Genomic DNA, 16,752 nt, shown 5'->3' with positions numbered 1-16,752 from the left:
CGCCTCCCGCCGGGAGGACCGGAAGCGAGTCCCAGGTATTCGTCGCCCCTCGTCAGGGGCGGAAGTACGGGAATCTTCCGGGAAGCGCAGGAGGGGCTTTTAACCAGGCACCCGGTGGGTTTCTTCCCCCCGGTTCCTTCCCCTCGCAGGGCTGCTCCTGCGGAGAAGTACGAGAGGGGATGCGACACGCCCGACCGCGTGGGTCGGACGTGAGGGTGGAACCGCCGGGTCCAGAGCGTTTACGAGAGACAGGACTACGAAGTAGCCATGGCGGGACAGAAGATCCGCATCCGGCTCAAGGCCTACGACCACGAGGTCATCGACAACTCGGCGAAGAAGATCGTCGAGACGGTGACCCGCACTGGTGCGTCGGTCGCGGGCCCGGTGCCGCTGCCCACTGAGAAGAACGTGTACTGCGTCATCAAGTCGCCGCACAAGTACAAGGACTCGCGCGAGCACTTCGAGATGCGTACCCACAAGCGTCTGATCGACATCCTCGACCCGACGCCCAAGACCGTTGACTCGCTGATGCGCCTGGACCTCCCGGCCGGCGTTGACATCGAGATCAAGCTCTGAGGGGTGCGCTGAAGATGGCTAAGCAGATCAAGGGCCTCCTGGGCGAGAAGCTCGGCATGACCCAGGTCTGGGACGAGAACAACCGTGTCGTCCCGGTGACCGTGGTCAAGGCCGGCCCCTGCGTCGTGACCCAGGTGCGCTCCGGAGACCGTGACGGCTACGGCGCCGTCCAGATCGCCTTCGGCGAGATCGACCCGCGCAAGGTGAACAAGCCCCTCAAGGGCCACTTCGCCAAGGCCGACGTGACGCCCCGGCGCCACCTGGTCGAGCTCCGTACCGAGGACGCGTCCGAGTACACCCTGGGCCAGGAGATCACCGCCGAGGTGTTCGAGTCCGGCGTCAAGGTGGACGTGACCGGTAAGTCCAAGGGCAAGGGCACCGCCGGTGTCATGAAGCGCCACGGCTTCCACGGCGGCAAGGCTTCGCACGGTGCGCACCGCGTGCACCGCAAGCCGGGCTCCATCGGTGGCTGCGCCACCCCCGGCCGCGTCTTCAAGGGAATGAAGATGGCGGGCCGCATGGGCAACGAGCGGGTCACCACCCAGAACCTGACCGTCCACGCCGTTGACGCGGAGAAGGGACTGCTGCTCATCAAGGGCGCCGTCCCCGGTCCGAACGGCGGCCTCGTCCTGGTCCGTACTGCGGCCAAGGGGGCCTGAGGTAATGAGCACCATTGACATCCTTTCGCCGGCAGGCGACAAGGCCGGGACCGTCGAGCTCCCCGCGGAGATCTTCGACGCGAAGGTCAGCATCCCGCTGATCCACCAGGTCGTCGTCGCCCAGCTGGCCGCTGCCCGCCAGGGCACGCACAAGACCAAGACCCGTGGCGAGGTCCGCGGCGGTGGCAAGAAGCCGTACCGCCAGAAGGGCACCGGCCGCGCGCGTCAGGGTTCGACCCGCGCTCCGCAGTTCGCCGGTGGTGGCGTCGTGCACGGTCCCGTGCCGCGTGACTACTCGCAGCGGACCCCGAAGAAGATGAAGGCCGCCGCCCTGCGTGGCGCCCTCTCCGACCGGGCCCGCCACAACCGCGTCCACGTCGTCTCCGGCGTGGTCGAGGGCGAGGTCTCCACCAAGGCCGCCAAGACCCTCTTCGGCAGGATCAGCGAGCGCAAGAGCGTGCTCCTGGTCGCCGAGCGGGCCGACGAGGCCGCGTGGCTGTCCGCCCGCAACCTGCCCCAGGTGCACATCCTGGAGCCGGGCCAGCTGAACACGTACGACGTGCTCGTCTCCGACGACGTGGTCTTCACCAAGGCTGCCTACGACTCCTTCGTCGCCGGGCCCGCCGAGGCCGGCAAGGCCGTCGCGAGTGAGGTTGAGCTCGAAGGGAGCGACGCCTGATGAGCGAGGCAACCGCCACCGCGGTCACCGAGATCACGAGCAGCACGTTCACGGACCCCCGTGACATCCTGCTCAAGCCCGTGGTCTCGGAGAAGAGCTACGCGCTGCTCGACGAGAACAAGTACACGTTCATCGTCGACCCGCGGGCCAACAAGACCCAGATCAAGCAGGCCGTCGAGGCGGTCTTCTCGGTCAAGGTCACCGGTGTGAACACGATCAACCGGCAGGGCAAGCGCAAGCGCACCCGCACCGGTTACGGCAAGCGCGCCGACACCAAGCGCGCCATCGTGACCCTCGCCGAGGGCGACCGTATCGACATCTTCGGCGGGCCGGTCTCCTAACGGAGACGTGGACTGTCCAATAGCTGTCCGATTTTGGACGAGGACTGAGAAATGGGTATCCGCAAGTACAAGCCGACGACTCCTGGCCGTCGTGGCGCCAGCGTCGCCGACTTCGTCGAGATCACGCGGTCCACGCCGGAGAAGTCGCTGGTCCGCCCGCTGCACAGCAAGGGCGGCCGTAACAACGCCGGTCGTGTGACCGTTCGCCACCAGGGCGGTGGCCACAAGCGCGCCTACCGAGTGATCGACTTCCGTCGTCACGACAAGGACGGCGTGCCGGCCAAGGTCGCGCACATCGAGTACGACCCGAACCGCACCGCGCGCATCGCGCTGCTGCACTACGCCGACGGCGAGAAGCGCTACATCCTCGCGCCGCGCGGCATCCAGCAGGGCGACCGCGTCGAGAACGGTCCCGGGGCCGACATCAAGCCGGGCAACAACCTGCCGCTGCGCAACATCCCGGTGGGTACGACCATCCACGCCATCGAGCTGCGGCCCGGCGGCGGCGCGAAGTTCGCCCGCTCCGCGGGTGCCGCCGTGCAGCTGCTCGCGCGTGAGGGCTCCATGGCCCACCTGCGCATGCCGTCCGGCGAGATCCGGCTGGTCGACGTCCGCTGCCGCGCCACCGTCGGCGAGGTCGGCAACGCCGAGCAGTCGAACATCAACTGGGGCAAGGCGGGCCGCAAGCGCTGGCTGGGCGTTCGCCCGACCGTCCGCGGCGTCGTGATGAACCCGATCGACCACCCGCACGGTGGTGGTGAGGGCCGGACCTCGGGTGGACGCCACCCGGTGTCGCCCTGGGGTCAGAAGGAAGGACGTACTCGCTCGCCGAAGAAGGCCAGCAACAAGTACATCGTCCGCCGCCGCAAGACGAACAAGAAGCGCTAGGAGCGGGTTTAGATGCCGCGCAGTCTCAAGAAGGGGCCCTTCGTCGACGACCACCTGATCAAGAAGGTGGACACGCAGAACGAAGCCGGTTCCAAGAACGTCATCAAGACCTGGTCCCGCCGCTCCATGATCGTCCCGGCCATGCTGGGCCACACGATCGCGGTGCACGACGGCCGCAAGCACGTCCCGGTGTTCGTCACCGAGTCGATGGTCGGCCACAAGCTCGGCGAGTTCGCGCCGACCCGCACCTTCCGCGGCCACGTGAAGGACGATCGCAAGTCGCGTCGTCGCTGATCGGCTGGGTGCAACGACTATGACTGACACCGAAGGGACAACCATGGAAGCCAGGGCCCAGGCGCGCTATGTGCGCGTCACGCCCATGAAGGCCCGCCGGGTGGTGGACCTCGTCCGTGGCATGAACGCCACGGAGGCCCAGGCGGTCCTGCGTTTCGCCCCGCAGGCCGCGAGTGTGCCGGTGGGCAAGGTGCTCGACAGCGCCATTGCCAACGCCGCGCACAACTACGACCACACCGACGTGAGCACCCTGTTCGTGAAGGAGGCTTACGTCGACGAGGGCCCGACCCTGAAGCGTTTCCGTCCGCGCGCCCAGGGCCGCGCGTACCGGATTCGCAAGCGGACCAGCCACATCACGGTGGTCGTCGGCAGCAAGGAAGGAACCCGGTAATGGGCCAGAAGGTTAACCCGCACGGGTTCCGGCTCGGCATCACCACGGACTTCAAGTCCCGGTGGTACGCCGACAAGCTGTACAAGGACTACATCAAGGAAGACGTCGAGATCCGCCGCCTGCTCACGCAGGGCATGGAGCGGGCCGGCATCTCCAAGGTGGAGATCGAGCGCACCCGCGACCGTGTGCGCGTCGACGTGCACACCGCCCGTCCGGGCATCGTCATCGGCCGCCGCGGCGCCGAGGCGGAGCGGATCCGCGGCCGGCTCGAGAAGCTGACCGGCAAGCAGATCCAGTTCAACATCCTCGAGGTGAAGAACCCGGAGCTGGACGCTCAGCTGGTGGCCCAGGCCGTCGCCGAGCAGCTGTCCTCCCGCGTCTCCTTCCGTCGCGCCATGCGCAAGAGCATGCAGTCGACGATGAAGGCCGGCGCCAAGGGCATCAAGATCCAGTGCGGCGGTCGTCTCGGCGGCGCCGAGATGTCCCGCTCGGAGTTCTACCGCGAGGGCCGTGTGCCCCTGCACACGCTCCGCGCGAATGTCGACTACGGCTTCTTCGAGGCCAAGACCACCTTCGGCCGCATCGGCGTCAAGGTGTGGATCTACAAGGGCGACGTGAAGAACATCGCCGAGGTCCGCGCCGAGAACGCCGCCGCGCGCGCCGGTAACCGTCCCTCCCGCGGCGGCAGCGACCGTCCGCGCCGGGGTGGCGGTGGCGGCGAGCGTCGTGGCCGCAAGCCGCAGCAGCAGCAGGCTGCCGCCGAGGCCCCCAAGGCCGAGGCGCCCGCCGCCGCCGCTCCGGCTGAGAGCACCGGACAGGAGGCCTGACCGCCATGCTGATCCCGCGCAGGGTCAAGCACCGCAAGCAGCACCACCCCAAGCGCTCGGGTATGGCCAAGGGTGGCACCGAGGTCGCCTTCGGCGAGTTCGGCATCCAGGCGGTCACCGCCGCGTACGTGACGAACCGGCAGATCGAGGCAGCTCGTATCGCCATGACGCGTCACATCAAGCGTGGCGGCAAGGTCTGGATCAACATCTACCCGGACCGTCCGCTCACCAAGAAGCCCGCCGAGACCCGCATGGGTTCCGGTAAGGGTTCGCCGGAGTGGTGGATCGCGAACGTCAAGCCCGGTCGGGTGATGTTCGAGCTGTCCTACCCGAACGAGAAGATTGCTCGTGAGGCGCTCACTCGCGCTGCTCACAAGCTTCCGATGAAGTGCCGGATCGTGCGGCGCGAGGCAGGTGACGCGTGATGTCGGCCGGTACCAAGGCCAGCGAGCTGCGTGAGCTGAACAACGAGGAACTCGTTGGGAAGCTGCGCGAGGCCAAGGAGGAGCTGTTCAAGCTCCGCTTCCAGGCGGCGACCGGTCAGCTGGAGAACAACAGCCGGCTGAAGGCCGTCCGCAAGGACATCGCCCGGATCTACACCCTGATGCGCGAGCGCGAGCTCGGCATCGAGACGGTGGAGAGCGCCTGATGAGCGAGACGAATGTGACTGAGAAGAACGAGCAGCGCGGCTTCCGCAAGACCCGTGAGGGTCTGGTCGTCAGCGACAAGATGGACAAGACCGTCGTCGTCGCCGTCGAGGACCGCGTCAAGCACGCGCTGTACGGCAAGGTCATCCGCCGTACCAGCAAGCTCAAGGCGCACGACGAGCAGAACGCCGCGGGTGTCGGCGACCGCGTCCTCCTCATGGAGACCCGGCCGCTGTCCGCGACGAAGCGCTGGCGCGTCGTCGAGATCCTCGAGAAGGCCAAGTAACCCGTAAGGCATTCGCCTTCCGGAAAGTTCCGCCAGGCTCGGTGGGGAGTTCGCACTGAACTCCCCACCGGGAACCGGCAGACGATCAGGAGATAGACGTGATCCAGCAGGAGTCGCGACTGCGTGTCGCCGACAACACTGGTGCGAAGGAGATCCTTTGCATCCGTGTGCTCGGTGGCTCGGGTCGCCGCTACGCGGGTATCGGGGACGTCATCGTCGCCACCGTCAAGGACGCGATCCCCGGTGGCAACGTGAAGAAGGGTGACGTCGTCAAGGCCGTCATCGTGCGCACCGTCAAGGAGCGCCGTCGTCCCGACGGCTCGTACATCCGCTTCGACGAGAACGCCGCTGTCATCCTCAAGGGTGACGGTGACCCCCGCGGCACCCGAATCTTCGGCCCGGTGGGCCGTGAACTGCGCGAGAAGAAGTTCATGAAGATCATCTCGCTCGCGCCGGAGGTGCTGTGAGCATGAAGATCAAGAAGGGCGACCTGGTTCAGGTCATCACCGGCAAGGACAAGGGCAAGCAGGGCAAGGTCATCCAGGCCTACCCCCGCGAGGACCGCGTCCTGGTCGAGGGTGTCAACCGGGTCAAGAAGCACACGAAGGCCGGCCAGACCGCTCGCGGTTCGAAGACCGGCGGCATCGTGACGACCGAGGCCCCCGTCCACGTGAGCAACGTTCAGCTCGTCGTGGAGAAGGACGGCGAGAAGGTCGTGACGCGCGTCGGATACCGCTTCGACGAGGACGGCAACAAGATCCGCGTTGCCAAGCGGACCGGTGAGGACATCTGATGACTGCCACCACCAACGCACCGCGCCTCAAGCAGCGCTACCGCGAGGAGATCGCGGGCAAGCTGCGTGACGAGTTCCAGTACGAGAACGTCATGCAGATCCCCGGCCTCACCAAGATCGTGGTCAACATGGGTGTGGGCGACGCCGCCCGCGACTCCAAGCTGATCGAGGGCGCCATCCGCGACCTCGCCACGATCACCGGCCAGAAGCCGGCCGTGACCAAGGCCCGTAAGTCCATCGCGCAGTTCAAGCTGCGCGAGGGCCAGCCGATCGGTGCCCACGTGACCATGCGTGGCGACCGGATGTGGGAGTTCCTGGACCGCCTGCTGTCGCTCGCGCTGCCGCGCATCCGCGACTTCCGCGGTCTGTCCCCGAAGCAGTTCGACGGACGCGGGAACTACACCTTCGGTCTCACGGAGCAGGTCATGTTCCACGAGATCGACCAGGACAAGATCGACCGGGTCCGGGGCATGGACATCACCGTGGTCACCACGGCGACCAACGACGAAGAGGGCCGCGCCCTGCTGCGTCACCTCGGCTTCCCGTTCAAGGAGAACTGACATGGCGAAGAAGGCTCTGATCGCCAAGGCCGCCCGCAAGCCGAAGTTCGGTGTGCGTTCGTACACCCGCTGCCAGCGCTGCGGCCGTCCGCACTCCGTCTACCGCAAGTTCGGCCTGTGCCGTGTGTGCCTTCGCGAGATGGCGCACCGCGGCGAGCTGCCGGGCGTGACCAAGAGCTCCTGGTAACCCCGCACCCGCGGACCACCAGGACTCTCGGTAAGCAACTGGACGGCGGAGGCCCGCCCCCCATGCCGTAAGCTTGTGGGGTTGGGCGTCCGCCGCCCAGGACCGCCCGCGGGCGAAGCCCGCTAAAGACGCTTACTACGCCGTAGGTCCCCGCACCGCACCCGTCCCGCCACCGAGTGGGGAGAGGGATGGAGCAGACAGGAAACCCCGGCGAGAGAGGCCGAAGGCCATCACATGACCATGACCGATCCGATCGCAGACATGCTCACACGTCTGCGGAACGCGAACTCGGCGTACCACGACACCGTCGAGATGCCGCACAGCAAGATCAAGTCGCACATCGCGGAGATCCTCCAGCAGGAGGGCTACATCACCGGCTGGAAGGTCGAGGACGCCCCCGTGGGCAAGAGCCTCGTCCTGGAGCTGAAGTTCGGCCCCAACCGCGAGCGCTCGATCGCCGGCATCAAGCGGATCTCGAAGCCGGGCCTTCGGGTCTACGCAAAGTCCACCAACCTGCCGAAGGTGCTCGGCGGCCTGGGCGTGGCGATCATCTCCACGTCGCACGGGCTCCTCACCGACAAGCAGGCCGGCAAGAAGGGCGTGGGCGGGGAAGTCCTCGCCTACGTCTGGTAACGGAAGGGAACGGAGGAAAAGCCATGTCGCGAATCGGCAAGCTCCCCATCACGGTTCCCGCCGGTGTGGACGTCACCATCGATGGCCGCGCGGTCAGCGTGAAGGGCCCCAAGGGCTCCCTCGCGCACACCGTCGCCGCCCCCATCGAGGTCGCCAAGGGTGAGGACGGCGCCGTAGTCGTCACCCGCCCGAACGACGAGAGCCGGAACAAGGCCCTGCACGGCCTGTCCCGCACGCTGGTGGCGAACATGATCACTGGCGTGACCGAGGGCTACGTCAAGAAGCTCGAAATCAGCGGTGTCGGTTACCGCGTCCAGGCGAAGGGCTCCAACCTGGAGTTCTCCCTCGGCTTCAGCCACCCGGTGCTGGTCGAGGCGCCCGAGGGCATCACCTTCAAGGTCGAGACCCCGACCCGCTTCTCGGTCGAGGGCATCGACAAGCAGAAGGTGGGCGAGGTCGCGGCCAACATCCGCAAGCTGCGCAAGCCCGACCCGTACAAGGCCAAGGGCGTCAAGTACGAGGGCGAAGTCATCCGCCGCAAGGTCGGAAAGGCTGGTAAGTAAGCCATGGCATTCGGCGTGAAGATCGCCAAGGGCGACGCCTACAAGCGCGCCGCCATCAAGCGGCGTCACATCCGCGTCCGGAAGAAGGTCTCCGGCACCGCCGAGCGTCCGCGTCTCGTGGTGACGCGGTCCAACCGCCACATGGTGGCGCAGGTCATCGACGACATCCAGGGCCACACGCTGGCCTCGGCGTCCTCGATGGACAGCTCCGTCCGTGGCGCCGAGGGTGACAAGAGCGCCCAGGCCAAGCAGGTCGGCGCACTGGTCGCCGAGCGCGCGAAGGCCGCCGGCGTGGAGGCCGTCGTCTTCGACCGCGGCGGCAACAAGTACGCCGGGCGCATCGCCGCCCTGGCCGACGCCGCCCGCGAGGCCGGGCTCAGGTTCTGAGCCGGTCCCTACGCACAGCGGATCAACGAGAGAGGTAATTCCAATGGCTGGACCCCAGCGCCGCGGTGGCGGCGCCGGTGGCGGCGAGCGGCGGGACCGTAAGGACCGGCGGGACGGCGGCGCTGCTGCCGACAAGACCGCGTACGTCGAGCGCGTCGTCGCGATCAACCGCGTCGCCAAGGTTGTGAAGGGTGGTCGTCGCTTCAGCTTCACCGCGCTGGTCGTGGTGGGCGACGGTGACGGCACCGTGGGCGTCGGATACGGCAAGGCCAAGGAGGTGCCGGCCGCCATCGCCAAGGGCGTTGAGGAGGCCAAGAAGCACTTCTTCAAGGTCCCCCGCATCCAGGGCACCATTCCGCACCCCATCCAGGGTGAGGAGGCGGCCGGTGTCGTGCTGCTCAAGCCGGCTTCCCCCGGTACCGGTGTGATCGCCGGTGGCCCGGTGCGTGCCGTGCTGGAGTGCGCGGGCATCCACGACGTGCTGAGCAAGTCCCTCGGCTCGTCCAACCCGATCAACATCGTGCACGCCACGGTGGCCGCTCTGCGGGGCCTGCAGCGCCCCGAGGAGATCGCCGCCCGTCGTGGCCTGCCGCTCGAGGACGTCGCGCCCGCCGCCCTGCTGCGGGCCCGTGCCGGGGTGAGCGCGTAATGGCTCAGCTGAAGATCGTTCAGACCCGTTCCGTGATCGGTACGAAGCAGAACCACCGTGAGACGCTGCGGACCCTCGGTCTCAAGCGTGTCAACGACGTGGTCGTCAAGGCTGACCGTCCCGAGGTGCGCGGCATGGTGCACACCGTGCGTCACCTGGTGACGGTCGAGGAGGTCGACTGAGATGGCTGCTCAGGAAGAGAAGCCGCTGAAGGTCCACAACCTCCGTCCCGCCCCGGGCGCCAAGACCACCAAGACCCGCGTCGGTCGTGGTGAGGCGTCGAAGGGCAAGACGGCGGGTCGTGGCACCAAGGGCACCAAGGCCCGCTACCAGGTCCCGGAGCGCTTCGAGGGTGGGCAGATGCCGCTGCACATGCGGCTGCCCAAGCTCAAGGGCTTCAAGAACCCGTTCCGCACCGAGTACCAGGTCGTCAACCTGGACAAGCTCGCCGCCCTCTACCCCGAGGGTGGCGAGGTCACCGTGGCCGACCTGGTCGCCAAGGGTGCCGTGCGCAAGAACAACCTCGTCAAGGTGCTCGGCAGCGGCGAGGTCTCCGTGGCGCTGACGGTGACCGTGGACAAGGTCTCCGGCTCCGCCAAGGAGAAGATCACCGCCGCCGGCGGCTCCGTCACCGAGCTCGTCTGAGCACGATGACAGCAACACCAACCGGGGATGCCCAAGGAACGGGCATCCCCGGTTGGTCGTTTGGTCGTTCCTAGGGCGGGCTTCTCGCCGGTAAGGTGAGCGGCACTGTCCGCCTGCGCGCAGCCACCCGTTGGGCGTCGGCACAGTGATCGACCAGTTCTCGACCGTCGTATCCGTCATTACCCAGACCGTCACCTCTCGCGCACATCGTGCGAGAGCCGCAGGAGGTACCGTGCTCAGCGCGTTCACCCGGGCTTTCAAGACGCCCGACCTGCGCAAGAAGCTGCTGTTCACGCTGGGCATCGTGGTGCTCTACCGGCTCGGGGCCCAGGTCCCCGTCCCGGGGATCAGCTATCAGAACGTCCAGTTCTGCCTGGACAACCAGCAGAGCGGCGACGCCGGCCTGCTCGGCCTGGTGAACATGTTCAGCGGTGGCGCACTGTTGCAGGTCACCATCTTCGCTCTCGGGATCATGCCGTACATCACGGCGAGCATCATCCTGCAGCTCCTCGTGGTGGTGATCCCGCGGCTGGAGGCCCTGAAGAAGGAGGGCCAGGCAGGCCAGGCGAAGATCACCCAGTACACCCGCTACCTCACCGTGGCGCTGGCGGTGCTGCAGGCCACCGGTCTCGTCGCGACCGCACGCAGCGGCTCCCTCTTCCAGGGCTGCCCCGTGGGCGACCAGATCGTCCCCGACGACTCGGTGTACACGACCATCAGCATGGTCGTCACCATGACCGCCGGCACCGCCCTGATCATGTGGCTCGGTGAGCTCGTCACCGACCGCGGTATCGGCAACGGCATGTCCATCCTGATGTTCATCTCCATCGCGGCCGGCTTCCCCGGCGCGCTGTGGGCCATCAAGCAGCAGGGTGACCTCGCGGACGGCTGGATCGAGTTCGGCACCGTCGTGGTGGTCGGCCTCGCGATGGTGGGCCTCGTGGTCTTCGTCGAGCAGGCCCAGCGCCGCATCCCCGTGCAGTACGCGAAGCGCATGATCGGCCGCCGTTCCTACGGCGGAACGTCCACCTACATCCCGCTCAAGGTGAACCAGGCAGGTGTGATTCCTGTCATCTTCGCCTCGTCGCTGCTCTACATCCCGGCGCTGATCGTTCAGTTCAGCGGGTCGCAGGCGGGCTGGGCCGACTGGGTTCGGAACAACTTCACGAGCCAGGGTGCCCCGATTTACGTCGTAACGTACTTCTTGCTCATCGTCTTCTTCGCCTTCTTCTACGTCGCCATCTCCTTCAACCCCGAAGAAGTTGCAGACAACATGAAGAAGTATGGTGGCTTCATCCCGGGTATCCGGGCCGGACGCCCCACGGCGGAGTACTTGAGCTACGTGCTGAACCGCATCACGTGGCCCGGGTCGATCTACCTCGGTCTGATCGCCCTCGTGCCCACCGTGGCGCTGGCAGGTTTCGGTGCGAACGAGAACTTCCCGTTCGGCGGTACCAGCATCCTGATCATCGTGGGTGTCGGCCTGGAGACGGTCAAGCAGATCGAGAGCCAGCTCCAGCAGCGCAACTACGAAGGGTTCCTCCGCTGATGCGTATCCTCCTCGTCGGGCCGCCTGGTGCGGGCAAGGGCACGCAGGCCGCGTTGCTCGCCAAGAATCTCGGCATTCCGCACATCTCCACCGGTGACCTCTTCCGTGCCAACATCAGCCAGGGCACGGAGCTGGGTCGCCGCGCGCAGGACTTCATGCGCAAGGGCGAGCTGGTGCCGGACGAGATCACCATCGGCATGGCCAAGGACCGCATGGAGCAGCCGGACGCCGCGAGTGGCTTCCTGCTGGACGGTTTCCCGCGCAACCTCGCGCAGGCCGAGGCGCTGGACGGCATCCTCACGGACGTCGGCCTGGCGCTGGACTCCGTGCTGGACCTGGAGGTCCCCGAGGACGAGGTGGTCCGGCGCATCGCCGGCCGCCGCATGTGCCGCCAGGACAGCAGCCACATCTTCCACGTCGACTACACCCCGCCGAAGGCGGAGGGCGTGTGCGACGTGTGCGGTGGTGAGCTGTACCAGCGGGACGACGACCGTGAGGACACGGTGCGCAAGCGGCTGGAGGTCTACCACAGCGAGACCGAGCCGATCATCGACTACTACAAGGCGCAGGGCCTGGTGACGACGCTGTCGGCACTGGGCGCCGTCGCCGACGTCACGCAGCGCGCGCTCGCCGCGCTGCCGGAGAAGGCGTAGCCCCGCCGCGCCATCGTGCCGTGAAGGCCGCCGCCCCCTACGGGGTGGCGGCCTTCGGCGTTCTCGGGGCGGTGCGTCAGCCGGGCAGCTCGTAGCGGACCAGCGCGCGCGGGGTCGGGTGGATTTTCCAGGCCGTATGGTGGAGGGGGCGTCGGCCGGACACGGGCCGCGCCTTCGTCGGACGCAGAAAGGCCCAGCCGTCATGGTGGAGATCAAGACCCCGGAGCAGATCGCGAAGATGCGTGAGGCGGGGCTGGTGGTCGCCGCCATGCACCGCGCGTGCGCGGAGGCCGCGGTGCCCGGCGCCACCACGAAGGATCTGGACGAGGTCGCCGCGAAGGTGCTCGCCGAGCACGGGGCGAAGCCGAACTTCCTCGGCTACGGCGGCTTCCCCGGCAACATCTGCACCTCGGTGAACCAGGTCGTCGTCCACGGCATCCCGGACCGCGAGACGGTGCTCAACCCGGGCGACATCATCTCGATCGATGCCGGAGCCATCGTGGACGGCTGGCACGGCGACGCGGCGATCACCGTGTTCGTCGGGGAGGGGCACGCGCCCGAGCTGCACGAGCTGAGCCGGGTGACGGAGGAGTCCCTGTGGGCGGGGATCGCCGCGTTCCGGCGGGGATCGCGGCTGGTGGAGATCTCCCGGGCGGTGGAGGGCTACGTGAAGCGGCAGCCCCGCCCGGCGTCGGGGAAGTACGGGATCATCGAGGACTACGGCGGCCACGGCATCGGCAGCCAGATGCACATGGACCCGCACCTGCTGAACTACGTCGACCGGCGGCGGCTGATCGGGCGGCACAATCCCAAGCTGGTGACGGGCATGTGTCTGGCGATCGAGCCGATGCTCTCGCTGGGCACGCCGCGCACCCACGTCCTGGAGGACGAGTGGACGGTGGAGACGGACGACGGTTCGTGGTCCAGCCACTGGGAGCACTCCGTCGCGCTGACGGAGAAGGGTCCGCTGGTGCTGACGGCGGTGGACGGCGGCAAGGCGAAGCTGGCCGAGTACGGCGTCACGGCGGCCCCCGACCCGCTCGGCTGAGGGGCGGCGGCCTCCCGCACACGCCTCCGGCCGTCGTCCGGGGCGGACGTGTGAGCGTGTGGCCGAGTGGGAAGGCTTACGCGATCGCCCCGATTTCGTTCTCCGGGCCACCCTGGCGTAGACTGGCTCGTCGGTCCCGGTGTACCCCTATGCCCGGGCCGGTCCAGGTAGCCGATCCCGGAAGGTGAAAACCTCAAGTATGGCCAAAAAACAAGGGGCCATCGAAATCGAGGGCACCGTTGTCGAGTCCCTGCCGAACGCCATGTTCAAGGTGGAGCTCCAGAACGGTCACCAGGTCCTCGCGCACATCAGCGGCAAGATGCGGATGCACTACATCCGTATCCTTCCTGACGACCGGGTCGTGGTGGAGCTGTCTCCCTACGACCTGACGCGTGGACGGATCGTCTACCGCTACAAGTAGATCGAGCCCTCACCTCGCTCCCGTGAGGTGCTGGCCAGACCCGGAGAACCTCAATCCCATGAAGGTCAAGCCGAGCGTCAAGAAGATCTGCGACAAGTGCAAGGTGATCCGCCGTCACGGCCGGGTCATGGTCATCTGCGACAACCTGCGCCACAAGCAGCGCCAGGGCTGACGCAGCACGACCCGCACCTCGCAGTACTTCGCGCGACGCGAGCACACGTAGATACGCAGTCACCCGACCCCCCACGTCACGTGTGGGGACGACACCCCCGGTCCGGAGGCCGGGGACCCGGCTCGTAGGCCCCCTCGGGAGCCGTACGGGAACGGTGCTGCGGAAGACCTCCGTGAACATTCAGGAGCCACATCCATGGCACGCCTCGAAGGCGTTGACCTCCCGCGCGACAAGCGGGTGGAGGTCGCCCTCACCTATGTCTTCGGCATCGGCCGTACCCGGTCCCGCGAGACCCTCTCCGCCACCGGCGTGAACCCGGACACCCGCGTCCGGGACCTCACCGAGGAGGAGCTGGTCAAGCTCCGCGAGTACGTTGAGGCCAACATCCAGACCGAGGGTGACCTCCGTCGCGAGATCCAGGCCGACATCCGCCGCAAGGTCGAGATCGGCAACTACCAGGGTCTGCGGCACCGCCGCGGCCTGCCGGTCCGCGGTCAGCGCACCAAGACCAACGCCCGCACCCGCAAGGGCCCGCGTCGCGCCATCGCCGGCAAGAAGAAGCCGGGCAAGAAGTAGTCCGCACCGGACGCTACAAGCGGTCCGAGCTGCAGGACCGACCACCTCCACGGGAGTAAATCTATATGCCTCCGAAGGGCCGTACTGCGGGCGCCAAGAAGGTGCGCCGCAAGGAGAAGAAGAACGTCGCCCACGGGCACGCTCACATCAAGAGCACGTTCAACAACACCATCGTTTCCATCACCGACCCCACCGGCAACGTGATCTCCTGGGCCTCGGCCGGGCACGTGGGCTTCAAGGGTTCGCGCAAGTCGACGCCGTTCGCCGCGCAGATGGCCGCCGAGTCGGCCGCCCGTCGCGCGCAGGAGCACGGCATGCGGAAGGTGGACGTCTTCGTGAAGGGTCCCGGCTCCGGCCGTGAGACCGCGATCCGTTCGCTCCAGGCCACCGGCCTGGAGGTCGGCTCGATCCAGGACGTCACCCCCACCCCGCACAACGGCTGCCGCCCGCCCAAGCGTCGCCGCGTCTGACCAGCTGAAGTAGGAGACAAGAGACTATGGCGCGTTACACCGGGGCCGACTGCAAGCGTTGCCGTCGGGAGAAGCAGAAGCTCTTCCTCAAGGGAGCTAAGTGCGAGAGCGCGAAGTGCCCGATCGAGATCCGTCCTTACCCCCCGGGTGAGCACGGACGCGGGCGCACCAAGGACAGCGAGTACCTGCTGCAGAAGCGTGAGAAGCAGAAGTGCGCGCGGATCTACGGTGTCCTCGAGAAGCAGTTCCGGGGCTACTACAACGAGGCCAACAGGAAGTCCGGCAAGACCGGTGAGAACCTGCTGCGCATCCTCGAGACCCGGCTGGACAACGTCGTGTACCGGGCCGGCTACGCCAAGTCCCGCGACCACGCCCGTCAGCTCGTCCGTCACGGCCACATCCTCGTGAACGGCCGCAAGACGGACATCCCCTCCGCCCGGGTCTCCCCGAGCGACATCATCGAGGTCCGCGAGTCCTCCCGGAACATGACGCCGTTCCAGGTGGCGCAGGCCGAGGCCGGGGACAAGACCGTCCCGGCGTGGCTGGAGGTCATCCCCTCCAAGCTGCGGATCCTCGTGCACAGCATGCCCGAGCGCCAGGTGATCGACACCCAGGTGCAGGAGCAGCTGATCGTCGAGCTGTACTCGAAGTAATCGGGTCCTGCTCACACGGGGCGGGCGGTCCGCGGGTGCATCACCCCGGGCCGCCCGTACCCTTGCGGTAGAGCCCGGACGGCCGGTGGGCCGTCCGGGGAGTCCGGCATCAAATAGCGGTTGCCGAAGACTGGAGGCACATCCCCATGCTGATCGCTCAGCGCCCTTCCCTGACCGAAGAGGTCGTCGACGAGTTCCGTTCCCGGTTCGTGATCGAGCCGCTGGAGCCGGGCTTCGGCTACACCCTCGGTAACTCCCTGCGTCGTACGCTCCTCTCCTCGATCCCCGGTGCGGCCGTCACCAGCATCCGGATCGACGGCGTCCTGCACGAGTTCACCACCGTGCCGGGCGTCAAGGAGGACGTCACCGACCTGATCCTCAACATCAAGCAGCTCGTCGTCTCCTCCGAGCACGACGAGCCGGTCGTGATGTACCTGCGCAAGCAGGGCCCGGGTCTGGTCACCGCCGCCGACATCGCGCCGCCGGCCGGTGTCGAGGTGCACAACCCCGACCTCGTCCTCGCCACGCTCAACGGCAAGGGCAAGCTGGAGATGGAGCTGACGGTCGAGCGCGGCCGCGGCTACGTCTCCGCCGTGCAGAACAAGCAGGCGGGCCAGGAGATCGGCCGTATCCCGGTCGACTCCATCTACAGCCCGGTGCTCAAGGTCACCTACAAGGTCGAGGCGACCCGTGTCGAGCAGCGCACCGACTTCGACAAGCTGATCGTCGACGTCGAGACGAAGGAGTCGATGCGTCCGCGTGACGCCGTCGCCTCCGCCGGTAAGACGCTGGTCGAGCTGTTCGGCCTGGCCCGCGAGCTCAACGTCGACGCCGAGGGCATCGACATGGGCCCGTCGCCGACGGACGCCGCCCTGGCCGCCGACCTGGCGCTGCCGATCGAGGAGCTGGAGCTGACGGTCCGCTCCTACAACTGCCTCAAGCGCGAGGGCATCCACTCGGTGGGCGAGCTCGTGGCCCGCTCCGAGGCGGACCTGCTGGACATCCGCAACTTCGGCGCGAAGTCCATCGACGAGGTCAAGGCCAAGCTGCACGGCATGGGCCTGGCGCTCAAGGACAGCCCGCCCGGGTTCGACCCGACCGCCGCCGCCGACGCCTACGGCGCGGACGACGACGCCGACCAGGGCTTCGTCGAGACCGAGCAGTACTGATCGTCCGGGGCCCGTCCAGCGGGCGGGCCCCGGGTT

The 16,752-nt window shown here is 67.4% G+C and carries 30 protein-coding genes; all 30 read left to right on the top strand.

Annotated features, from left to right (window positions below; genetic code table 11):
- The first annotated feature begins 267 nt into the window (after nt 1-267).
- Nucleotides 268-576 carry a 30S ribosomal protein S10 gene (rpsJ, locus tag V6D49_RS09760; RefSeq protein ID WP_016473429.1) on the top strand — a complete coding sequence of 103 codons (309 nt, stop codon included), beginning with the start codon at nt 268-270 and terminating at the stop codon, nt 574-576.
- A gap of 14 nt (nt 577-590) precedes the next feature.
- Nucleotides 591-1,235: a 50S ribosomal protein L3 gene (rplC, locus tag V6D49_RS09755; protein WP_340558838.1), complete on the top strand. Its 645-nt coding sequence runs from the start codon at nt 591-593 to the stop codon at nt 1,233-1,235.
- 4 nt (nt 1,236-1,239) lie between these two features.
- On the top strand, nt 1,240-1,914 hold the full coding sequence (gene rplD / locus V6D49_RS09750; RefSeq protein WP_340558836.1) for a 50S ribosomal protein L4: 675 nt from the start codon (nt 1,240-1,242) through the stop codon (nt 1,912-1,914).
- Nucleotides 1,914-2,255 (top strand): 50S ribosomal protein L23, encoded by a 342-nt coding sequence (rplW, locus tag V6D49_RS09745; protein WP_340558834.1) that lies wholly within the window; start codon nt 1,914-1,916, stop codon nt 2,253-2,255. The genes rplD and rplW overlap by 1 nt, the downstream gene beginning before the upstream one ends.
- Nucleotides 2,256-2,306: 51 nt before the next feature.
- Complete coding sequence (rplB, locus tag V6D49_RS09740; RefSeq protein WP_191209741.1) at nt 2,307-3,143, top strand: 50S ribosomal protein L2; 837 nt, start codon at nt 2,307-2,309, stop codon at nt 3,141-3,143.
- 12 nt (nt 3,144-3,155) lie between these two features.
- Nucleotides 3,156-3,437, top strand: a complete 282-nt coding sequence (gene rpsS / locus V6D49_RS09735; RefSeq protein WP_340558832.1) for a 30S ribosomal protein S19 — start codon at nt 3,156-3,158, stop codon at nt 3,435-3,437.
- A gap of 43 nt (nt 3,438-3,480) precedes the next feature.
- Nucleotides 3,481-3,828: a 50S ribosomal protein L22 gene (gene rplV, locus V6D49_RS09730; protein ID WP_191209867.1), complete on the top strand. Its 348-nt coding sequence runs from the start codon at nt 3,481-3,483 to the stop codon at nt 3,826-3,828.
- Nucleotides 3,828-4,655, top strand: a complete 828-nt coding sequence (rpsC, locus tag V6D49_RS09725; RefSeq protein ID WP_191209740.1) for a 30S ribosomal protein S3 — start codon at nt 3,828-3,830, stop codon at nt 4,653-4,655. The genes rplV and rpsC overlap by 1 nt, the downstream gene beginning before the upstream one ends.
- A 5-nt stretch (nt 4,656-4,660) precedes the next feature.
- Entirely contained in the window at nt 4,661-5,080 is a 420-nt protein-coding gene (gene rplP, locus V6D49_RS09720; RefSeq protein ID WP_191209739.1) for a 50S ribosomal protein L16, read from the top strand.
- Nucleotides 5,080-5,304, top strand: coding sequence for a 50S ribosomal protein L29 (rpmC, locus tag V6D49_RS09715; protein ID WP_191209738.1), 225 nt, complete (start codon nt 5,080-5,082; stop codon nt 5,302-5,304). The genes rplP and rpmC overlap by 1 nt, the downstream gene beginning before the upstream one ends.
- Nucleotides 5,304-5,588 carry a 30S ribosomal protein S17 gene (gene rpsQ / locus V6D49_RS09710; protein WP_340558830.1) on the top strand — a complete coding sequence of 95 codons (285 nt, stop codon included), beginning with the start codon at nt 5,304-5,306 and terminating at the stop codon, nt 5,586-5,588. Before rpmC ends, rpsQ begins: the two co-directional genes overlap by 1 nt.
- 98 nt (nt 5,589-5,686) lie before the next feature.
- A complete protein-coding gene (gene rplN, locus V6D49_RS09705) occupies nt 5,687-6,055 on the top strand; it encodes a 50S ribosomal protein L14 (RefSeq protein WP_030174545.1) in 369 nt (122 codons plus the stop codon).
- Between the two features lie 2 nt (nt 6,056-6,057).
- On the top strand, nt 6,058-6,381 hold the full coding sequence (rplX, locus tag V6D49_RS09700) for a 50S ribosomal protein L24 (protein ID WP_191209736.1): 324 nt from the start codon (nt 6,058-6,060) through the stop codon (nt 6,379-6,381).
- Complete coding sequence (rplE, locus tag V6D49_RS09695) at nt 6,381-6,941, top strand: 50S ribosomal protein L5 (RefSeq protein WP_191209735.1); 561 nt, start codon at nt 6,381-6,383, stop codon at nt 6,939-6,941. Before rplX ends, rplE begins: the two co-directional genes overlap by 1 nt.
- A gap of 1 nt (nt 6,942) precedes the next feature.
- The gene (locus tag V6D49_RS09690) at nt 6,943-7,128 is read left to right on the top strand and encodes a type Z 30S ribosomal protein S14 (RefSeq protein ID WP_059127180.1); all 186 of its coding nucleotides are present in this window, start codon (nt 6,943-6,945) and stop codon (nt 7,126-7,128) included.
- Between the two features lie 234 nt (nt 7,129-7,362).
- Entirely contained in the window at nt 7,363-7,761 is a 399-nt protein-coding gene (rpsH, locus tag V6D49_RS09685; protein WP_191209734.1) for a 30S ribosomal protein S8, read from the top strand.
- A 23-nt stretch (nt 7,762-7,784) separates the two neighbouring features.
- Nucleotides 7,785-8,324: a 50S ribosomal protein L6 gene (rplF, locus tag V6D49_RS09680; RefSeq protein WP_191209733.1), complete on the top strand. Its 540-nt coding sequence runs from the start codon at nt 7,785-7,787 to the stop codon at nt 8,322-8,324.
- 3 nt (nt 8,325-8,327) lie between these two features.
- Nucleotides 8,328-8,711: a 50S ribosomal protein L18 gene (gene rplR, locus V6D49_RS09675; protein ID WP_340558828.1), complete on the top strand. Its 384-nt coding sequence runs from the start codon at nt 8,328-8,330 to the stop codon at nt 8,709-8,711.
- A 43-nt stretch (nt 8,712-8,754) separates the two neighbouring features.
- Nucleotides 8,755-9,360 (top strand): 30S ribosomal protein S5, encoded by a 606-nt coding sequence (gene rpsE, locus V6D49_RS09670; protein WP_191209731.1) that lies wholly within the window; start codon nt 8,755-8,757, stop codon nt 9,358-9,360.
- Nucleotides 9,360-9,542, top strand: a complete 183-nt coding sequence (gene rpmD, locus V6D49_RS09665) for a 50S ribosomal protein L30 (protein WP_191209730.1) — start codon at nt 9,360-9,362, stop codon at nt 9,540-9,542. The genes rpsE and rpmD overlap by 1 nt, the downstream gene beginning before the upstream one ends.
- 1 nt (nt 9,543) lies before the next feature.
- Nucleotides 9,544-10,005 (top strand): 50S ribosomal protein L15, encoded by a 462-nt coding sequence (rplO, locus tag V6D49_RS09660; RefSeq protein ID WP_340558826.1) that lies wholly within the window; start codon nt 9,544-9,546, stop codon nt 10,003-10,005.
- Between the two features lie 232 nt (nt 10,006-10,237).
- Nucleotides 10,238-11,554 (top strand): preprotein translocase subunit SecY, encoded by a 1,317-nt coding sequence (gene secY, locus V6D49_RS09655; RefSeq protein WP_340558824.1) that lies wholly within the window; start codon nt 10,238-10,240, stop codon nt 11,552-11,554.
- Entirely contained in the window at nt 11,554-12,207 is a 654-nt protein-coding gene (locus tag V6D49_RS09650; protein WP_340558822.1) for an adenylate kinase, read from the top strand. Before secY ends, V6D49_RS09650 begins: the two co-directional genes overlap by 1 nt.
- A 202-nt stretch (nt 12,208-12,409) precedes the next feature.
- Nucleotides 12,410-13,255, top strand: a complete 846-nt coding sequence (map, locus tag V6D49_RS09645) for a type I methionyl aminopeptidase (protein WP_340558820.1) — start codon at nt 12,410-12,412, stop codon at nt 13,253-13,255.
- A gap of 199 nt (nt 13,256-13,454) precedes the next feature.
- Nucleotides 13,455-13,676 carry a translation initiation factor IF-1 gene (gene infA / locus V6D49_RS09640; protein WP_003948620.1) on the top strand — a complete coding sequence of 74 codons (222 nt, stop codon included), beginning with the start codon at nt 13,455-13,457 and terminating at the stop codon, nt 13,674-13,676.
- A 58-nt stretch (nt 13,677-13,734) separates the two neighbouring features.
- A complete protein-coding gene (gene rpmJ, locus V6D49_RS09635) occupies nt 13,735-13,848 on the top strand; it encodes a 50S ribosomal protein L36 (protein WP_003956441.1) in 114 nt (37 codons plus the stop codon).
- Between the two features lie 195 nt (nt 13,849-14,043).
- Nucleotides 14,044-14,424 (top strand): 30S ribosomal protein S13, encoded by a 381-nt coding sequence (gene rpsM, locus V6D49_RS09630; RefSeq protein WP_191209725.1) that lies wholly within the window; start codon nt 14,044-14,046, stop codon nt 14,422-14,424.
- A 65-nt stretch (nt 14,425-14,489) separates the two neighbouring features.
- On the top strand, nt 14,490-14,894 hold the full coding sequence (rpsK, locus tag V6D49_RS09625; protein WP_004571845.1) for a 30S ribosomal protein S11: 405 nt from the start codon (nt 14,490-14,492) through the stop codon (nt 14,892-14,894).
- 26 nt (nt 14,895-14,920) lie between these two features.
- The gene (rpsD, locus tag V6D49_RS09620) at nt 14,921-15,547 is read left to right on the top strand and encodes a 30S ribosomal protein S4 (RefSeq protein WP_191209724.1); all 627 of its coding nucleotides are present in this window, start codon (nt 14,921-14,923) and stop codon (nt 15,545-15,547) included.
- Between the two features lie 146 nt (nt 15,548-15,693).
- Entirely contained in the window at nt 15,694-16,716 is a 1,023-nt protein-coding gene (locus tag V6D49_RS09615) for a DNA-directed RNA polymerase subunit alpha (RefSeq protein ID WP_191209723.1), read from the top strand.
- The last annotated feature ends 36 nt before the right edge of the window (nt 16,717-16,752 follow it).

The sequence above is a fragment of the Streptomyces sp. GSL17-111 genome (genome assembly GCF_037911585.1).
Lineage (GTDB): Bacteria > Actinomycetota > Actinomycetes > Streptomycetales > Streptomycetaceae > Streptomyces.
The sequence above is the reverse complement of the archived record's forward strand: the minus strand, read 5'-3'. Positions and strand labels throughout refer to the sequence as shown.

Excerpts from the sequence above, each read along its gene's own strand:
- rpsJ (WP_016473429.1), top strand. The coding sequence starts at position 268 with ATGGCGGGACAGAAGATCCGCATCCGGCTCAAGGCCTACGACCACGAG.
- rplC (WP_340558838.1), top strand. The coding sequence starts at position 591 with ATGGCTAAGCAGATCAAGGGCCTCCTGGGCGAGAAGCTCGGCATGACC.
- rplD (WP_340558836.1), top strand. The coding sequence starts at position 1,240 with ATGAGCACCATTGACATCCTTTCGCCGGCAGGCGACAAGGCCGGGACC.
- rplW (WP_340558834.1), top strand. The coding sequence starts at position 1,914 with ATGAGCGAGGCAACCGCCACCGCGGTCACCGAGATCACGAGCAGCACG.
- rplB (WP_191209741.1), top strand. The coding sequence starts at position 2,307 with ATGGGTATCCGCAAGTACAAGCCGACGACTCCTGGCCGTCGTGGCGCC.
- rpsS (WP_340558832.1), top strand. The coding sequence starts at position 3,156 with ATGCCGCGCAGTCTCAAGAAGGGGCCCTTCGTCGACGACCACCTGATC.
- rplV (WP_191209867.1), top strand. The coding sequence starts at position 3,481 with ATGGAAGCCAGGGCCCAGGCGCGCTATGTGCGCGTCACGCCCATGAAG.
- rpsC (WP_191209740.1), top strand. The coding sequence starts at position 3,828 with ATGGGCCAGAAGGTTAACCCGCACGGGTTCCGGCTCGGCATCACCACG.
- rplP (WP_191209739.1), top strand. The coding sequence starts at position 4,661 with ATGCTGATCCCGCGCAGGGTCAAGCACCGCAAGCAGCACCACCCCAAG.
- rpmC (WP_191209738.1), top strand. The coding sequence starts at position 5,080 with ATGTCGGCCGGTACCAAGGCCAGCGAGCTGCGTGAGCTGAACAACGAG.
- rpsQ (WP_340558830.1), top strand. The coding sequence starts at position 5,304 with ATGAGCGAGACGAATGTGACTGAGAAGAACGAGCAGCGCGGCTTCCGC.
- rplX (WP_191209736.1), top strand. The coding sequence starts at position 6,058 with ATGAAGATCAAGAAGGGCGACCTGGTTCAGGTCATCACCGGCAAGGAC.
- rplE (WP_191209735.1), top strand. The coding sequence starts at position 6,381 with ATGACTGCCACCACCAACGCACCGCGCCTCAAGCAGCGCTACCGCGAG.
- V6D49_RS09690 (WP_059127180.1), top strand. The coding sequence starts at position 6,943 with ATGGCGAAGAAGGCTCTGATCGCCAAGGCCGCCCGCAAGCCGAAGTTC.
- rpsH (WP_191209734.1), top strand. The coding sequence starts at position 7,363 with ATGACCATGACCGATCCGATCGCAGACATGCTCACACGTCTGCGGAAC.
- rplF (WP_191209733.1), top strand. The coding sequence starts at position 7,785 with ATGTCGCGAATCGGCAAGCTCCCCATCACGGTTCCCGCCGGTGTGGAC.
- rplR (WP_340558828.1), top strand. The coding sequence starts at position 8,328 with ATGGCATTCGGCGTGAAGATCGCCAAGGGCGACGCCTACAAGCGCGCC.
- rpsE (WP_191209731.1), top strand. The coding sequence starts at position 8,755 with ATGGCTGGACCCCAGCGCCGCGGTGGCGGCGCCGGTGGCGGCGAGCGG.
- rpmD (WP_191209730.1), top strand. The coding sequence starts at position 9,360 with ATGGCTCAGCTGAAGATCGTTCAGACCCGTTCCGTGATCGGTACGAAG.
- rplO (WP_340558826.1), top strand. The coding sequence starts at position 9,544 with ATGGCTGCTCAGGAAGAGAAGCCGCTGAAGGTCCACAACCTCCGTCCC.
- V6D49_RS09650 (WP_340558822.1), top strand. The coding sequence starts at position 11,554 with ATGCGTATCCTCCTCGTCGGGCCGCCTGGTGCGGGCAAGGGCACGCAG.
- map (WP_340558820.1), top strand. The coding sequence starts at position 12,410 with ATGGTGGAGATCAAGACCCCGGAGCAGATCGCGAAGATGCGTGAGGCG.
- infA (WP_003948620.1), top strand. The coding sequence starts at position 13,455 with ATGGCCAAAAAACAAGGGGCCATCGAAATCGAGGGCACCGTTGTCGAG.
- rpmJ (WP_003956441.1), top strand. The coding sequence starts at position 13,735 with ATGAAGGTCAAGCCGAGCGTCAAGAAGATCTGCGACAAGTGCAAGGTG.
- rpsM (WP_191209725.1), top strand. The coding sequence starts at position 14,044 with ATGGCACGCCTCGAAGGCGTTGACCTCCCGCGCGACAAGCGGGTGGAG.
- rpsK (WP_004571845.1), top strand. The coding sequence starts at position 14,490 with ATGCCTCCGAAGGGCCGTACTGCGGGCGCCAAGAAGGTGCGCCGCAAG.
- rpsD (WP_191209724.1), top strand. The coding sequence starts at position 14,921 with ATGGCGCGTTACACCGGGGCCGACTGCAAGCGTTGCCGTCGGGAGAAG.
- V6D49_RS09615 (WP_191209723.1), top strand. The coding sequence starts at position 15,694 with ATGCTGATCGCTCAGCGCCCTTCCCTGACCGAAGAGGTCGTCGACGAG.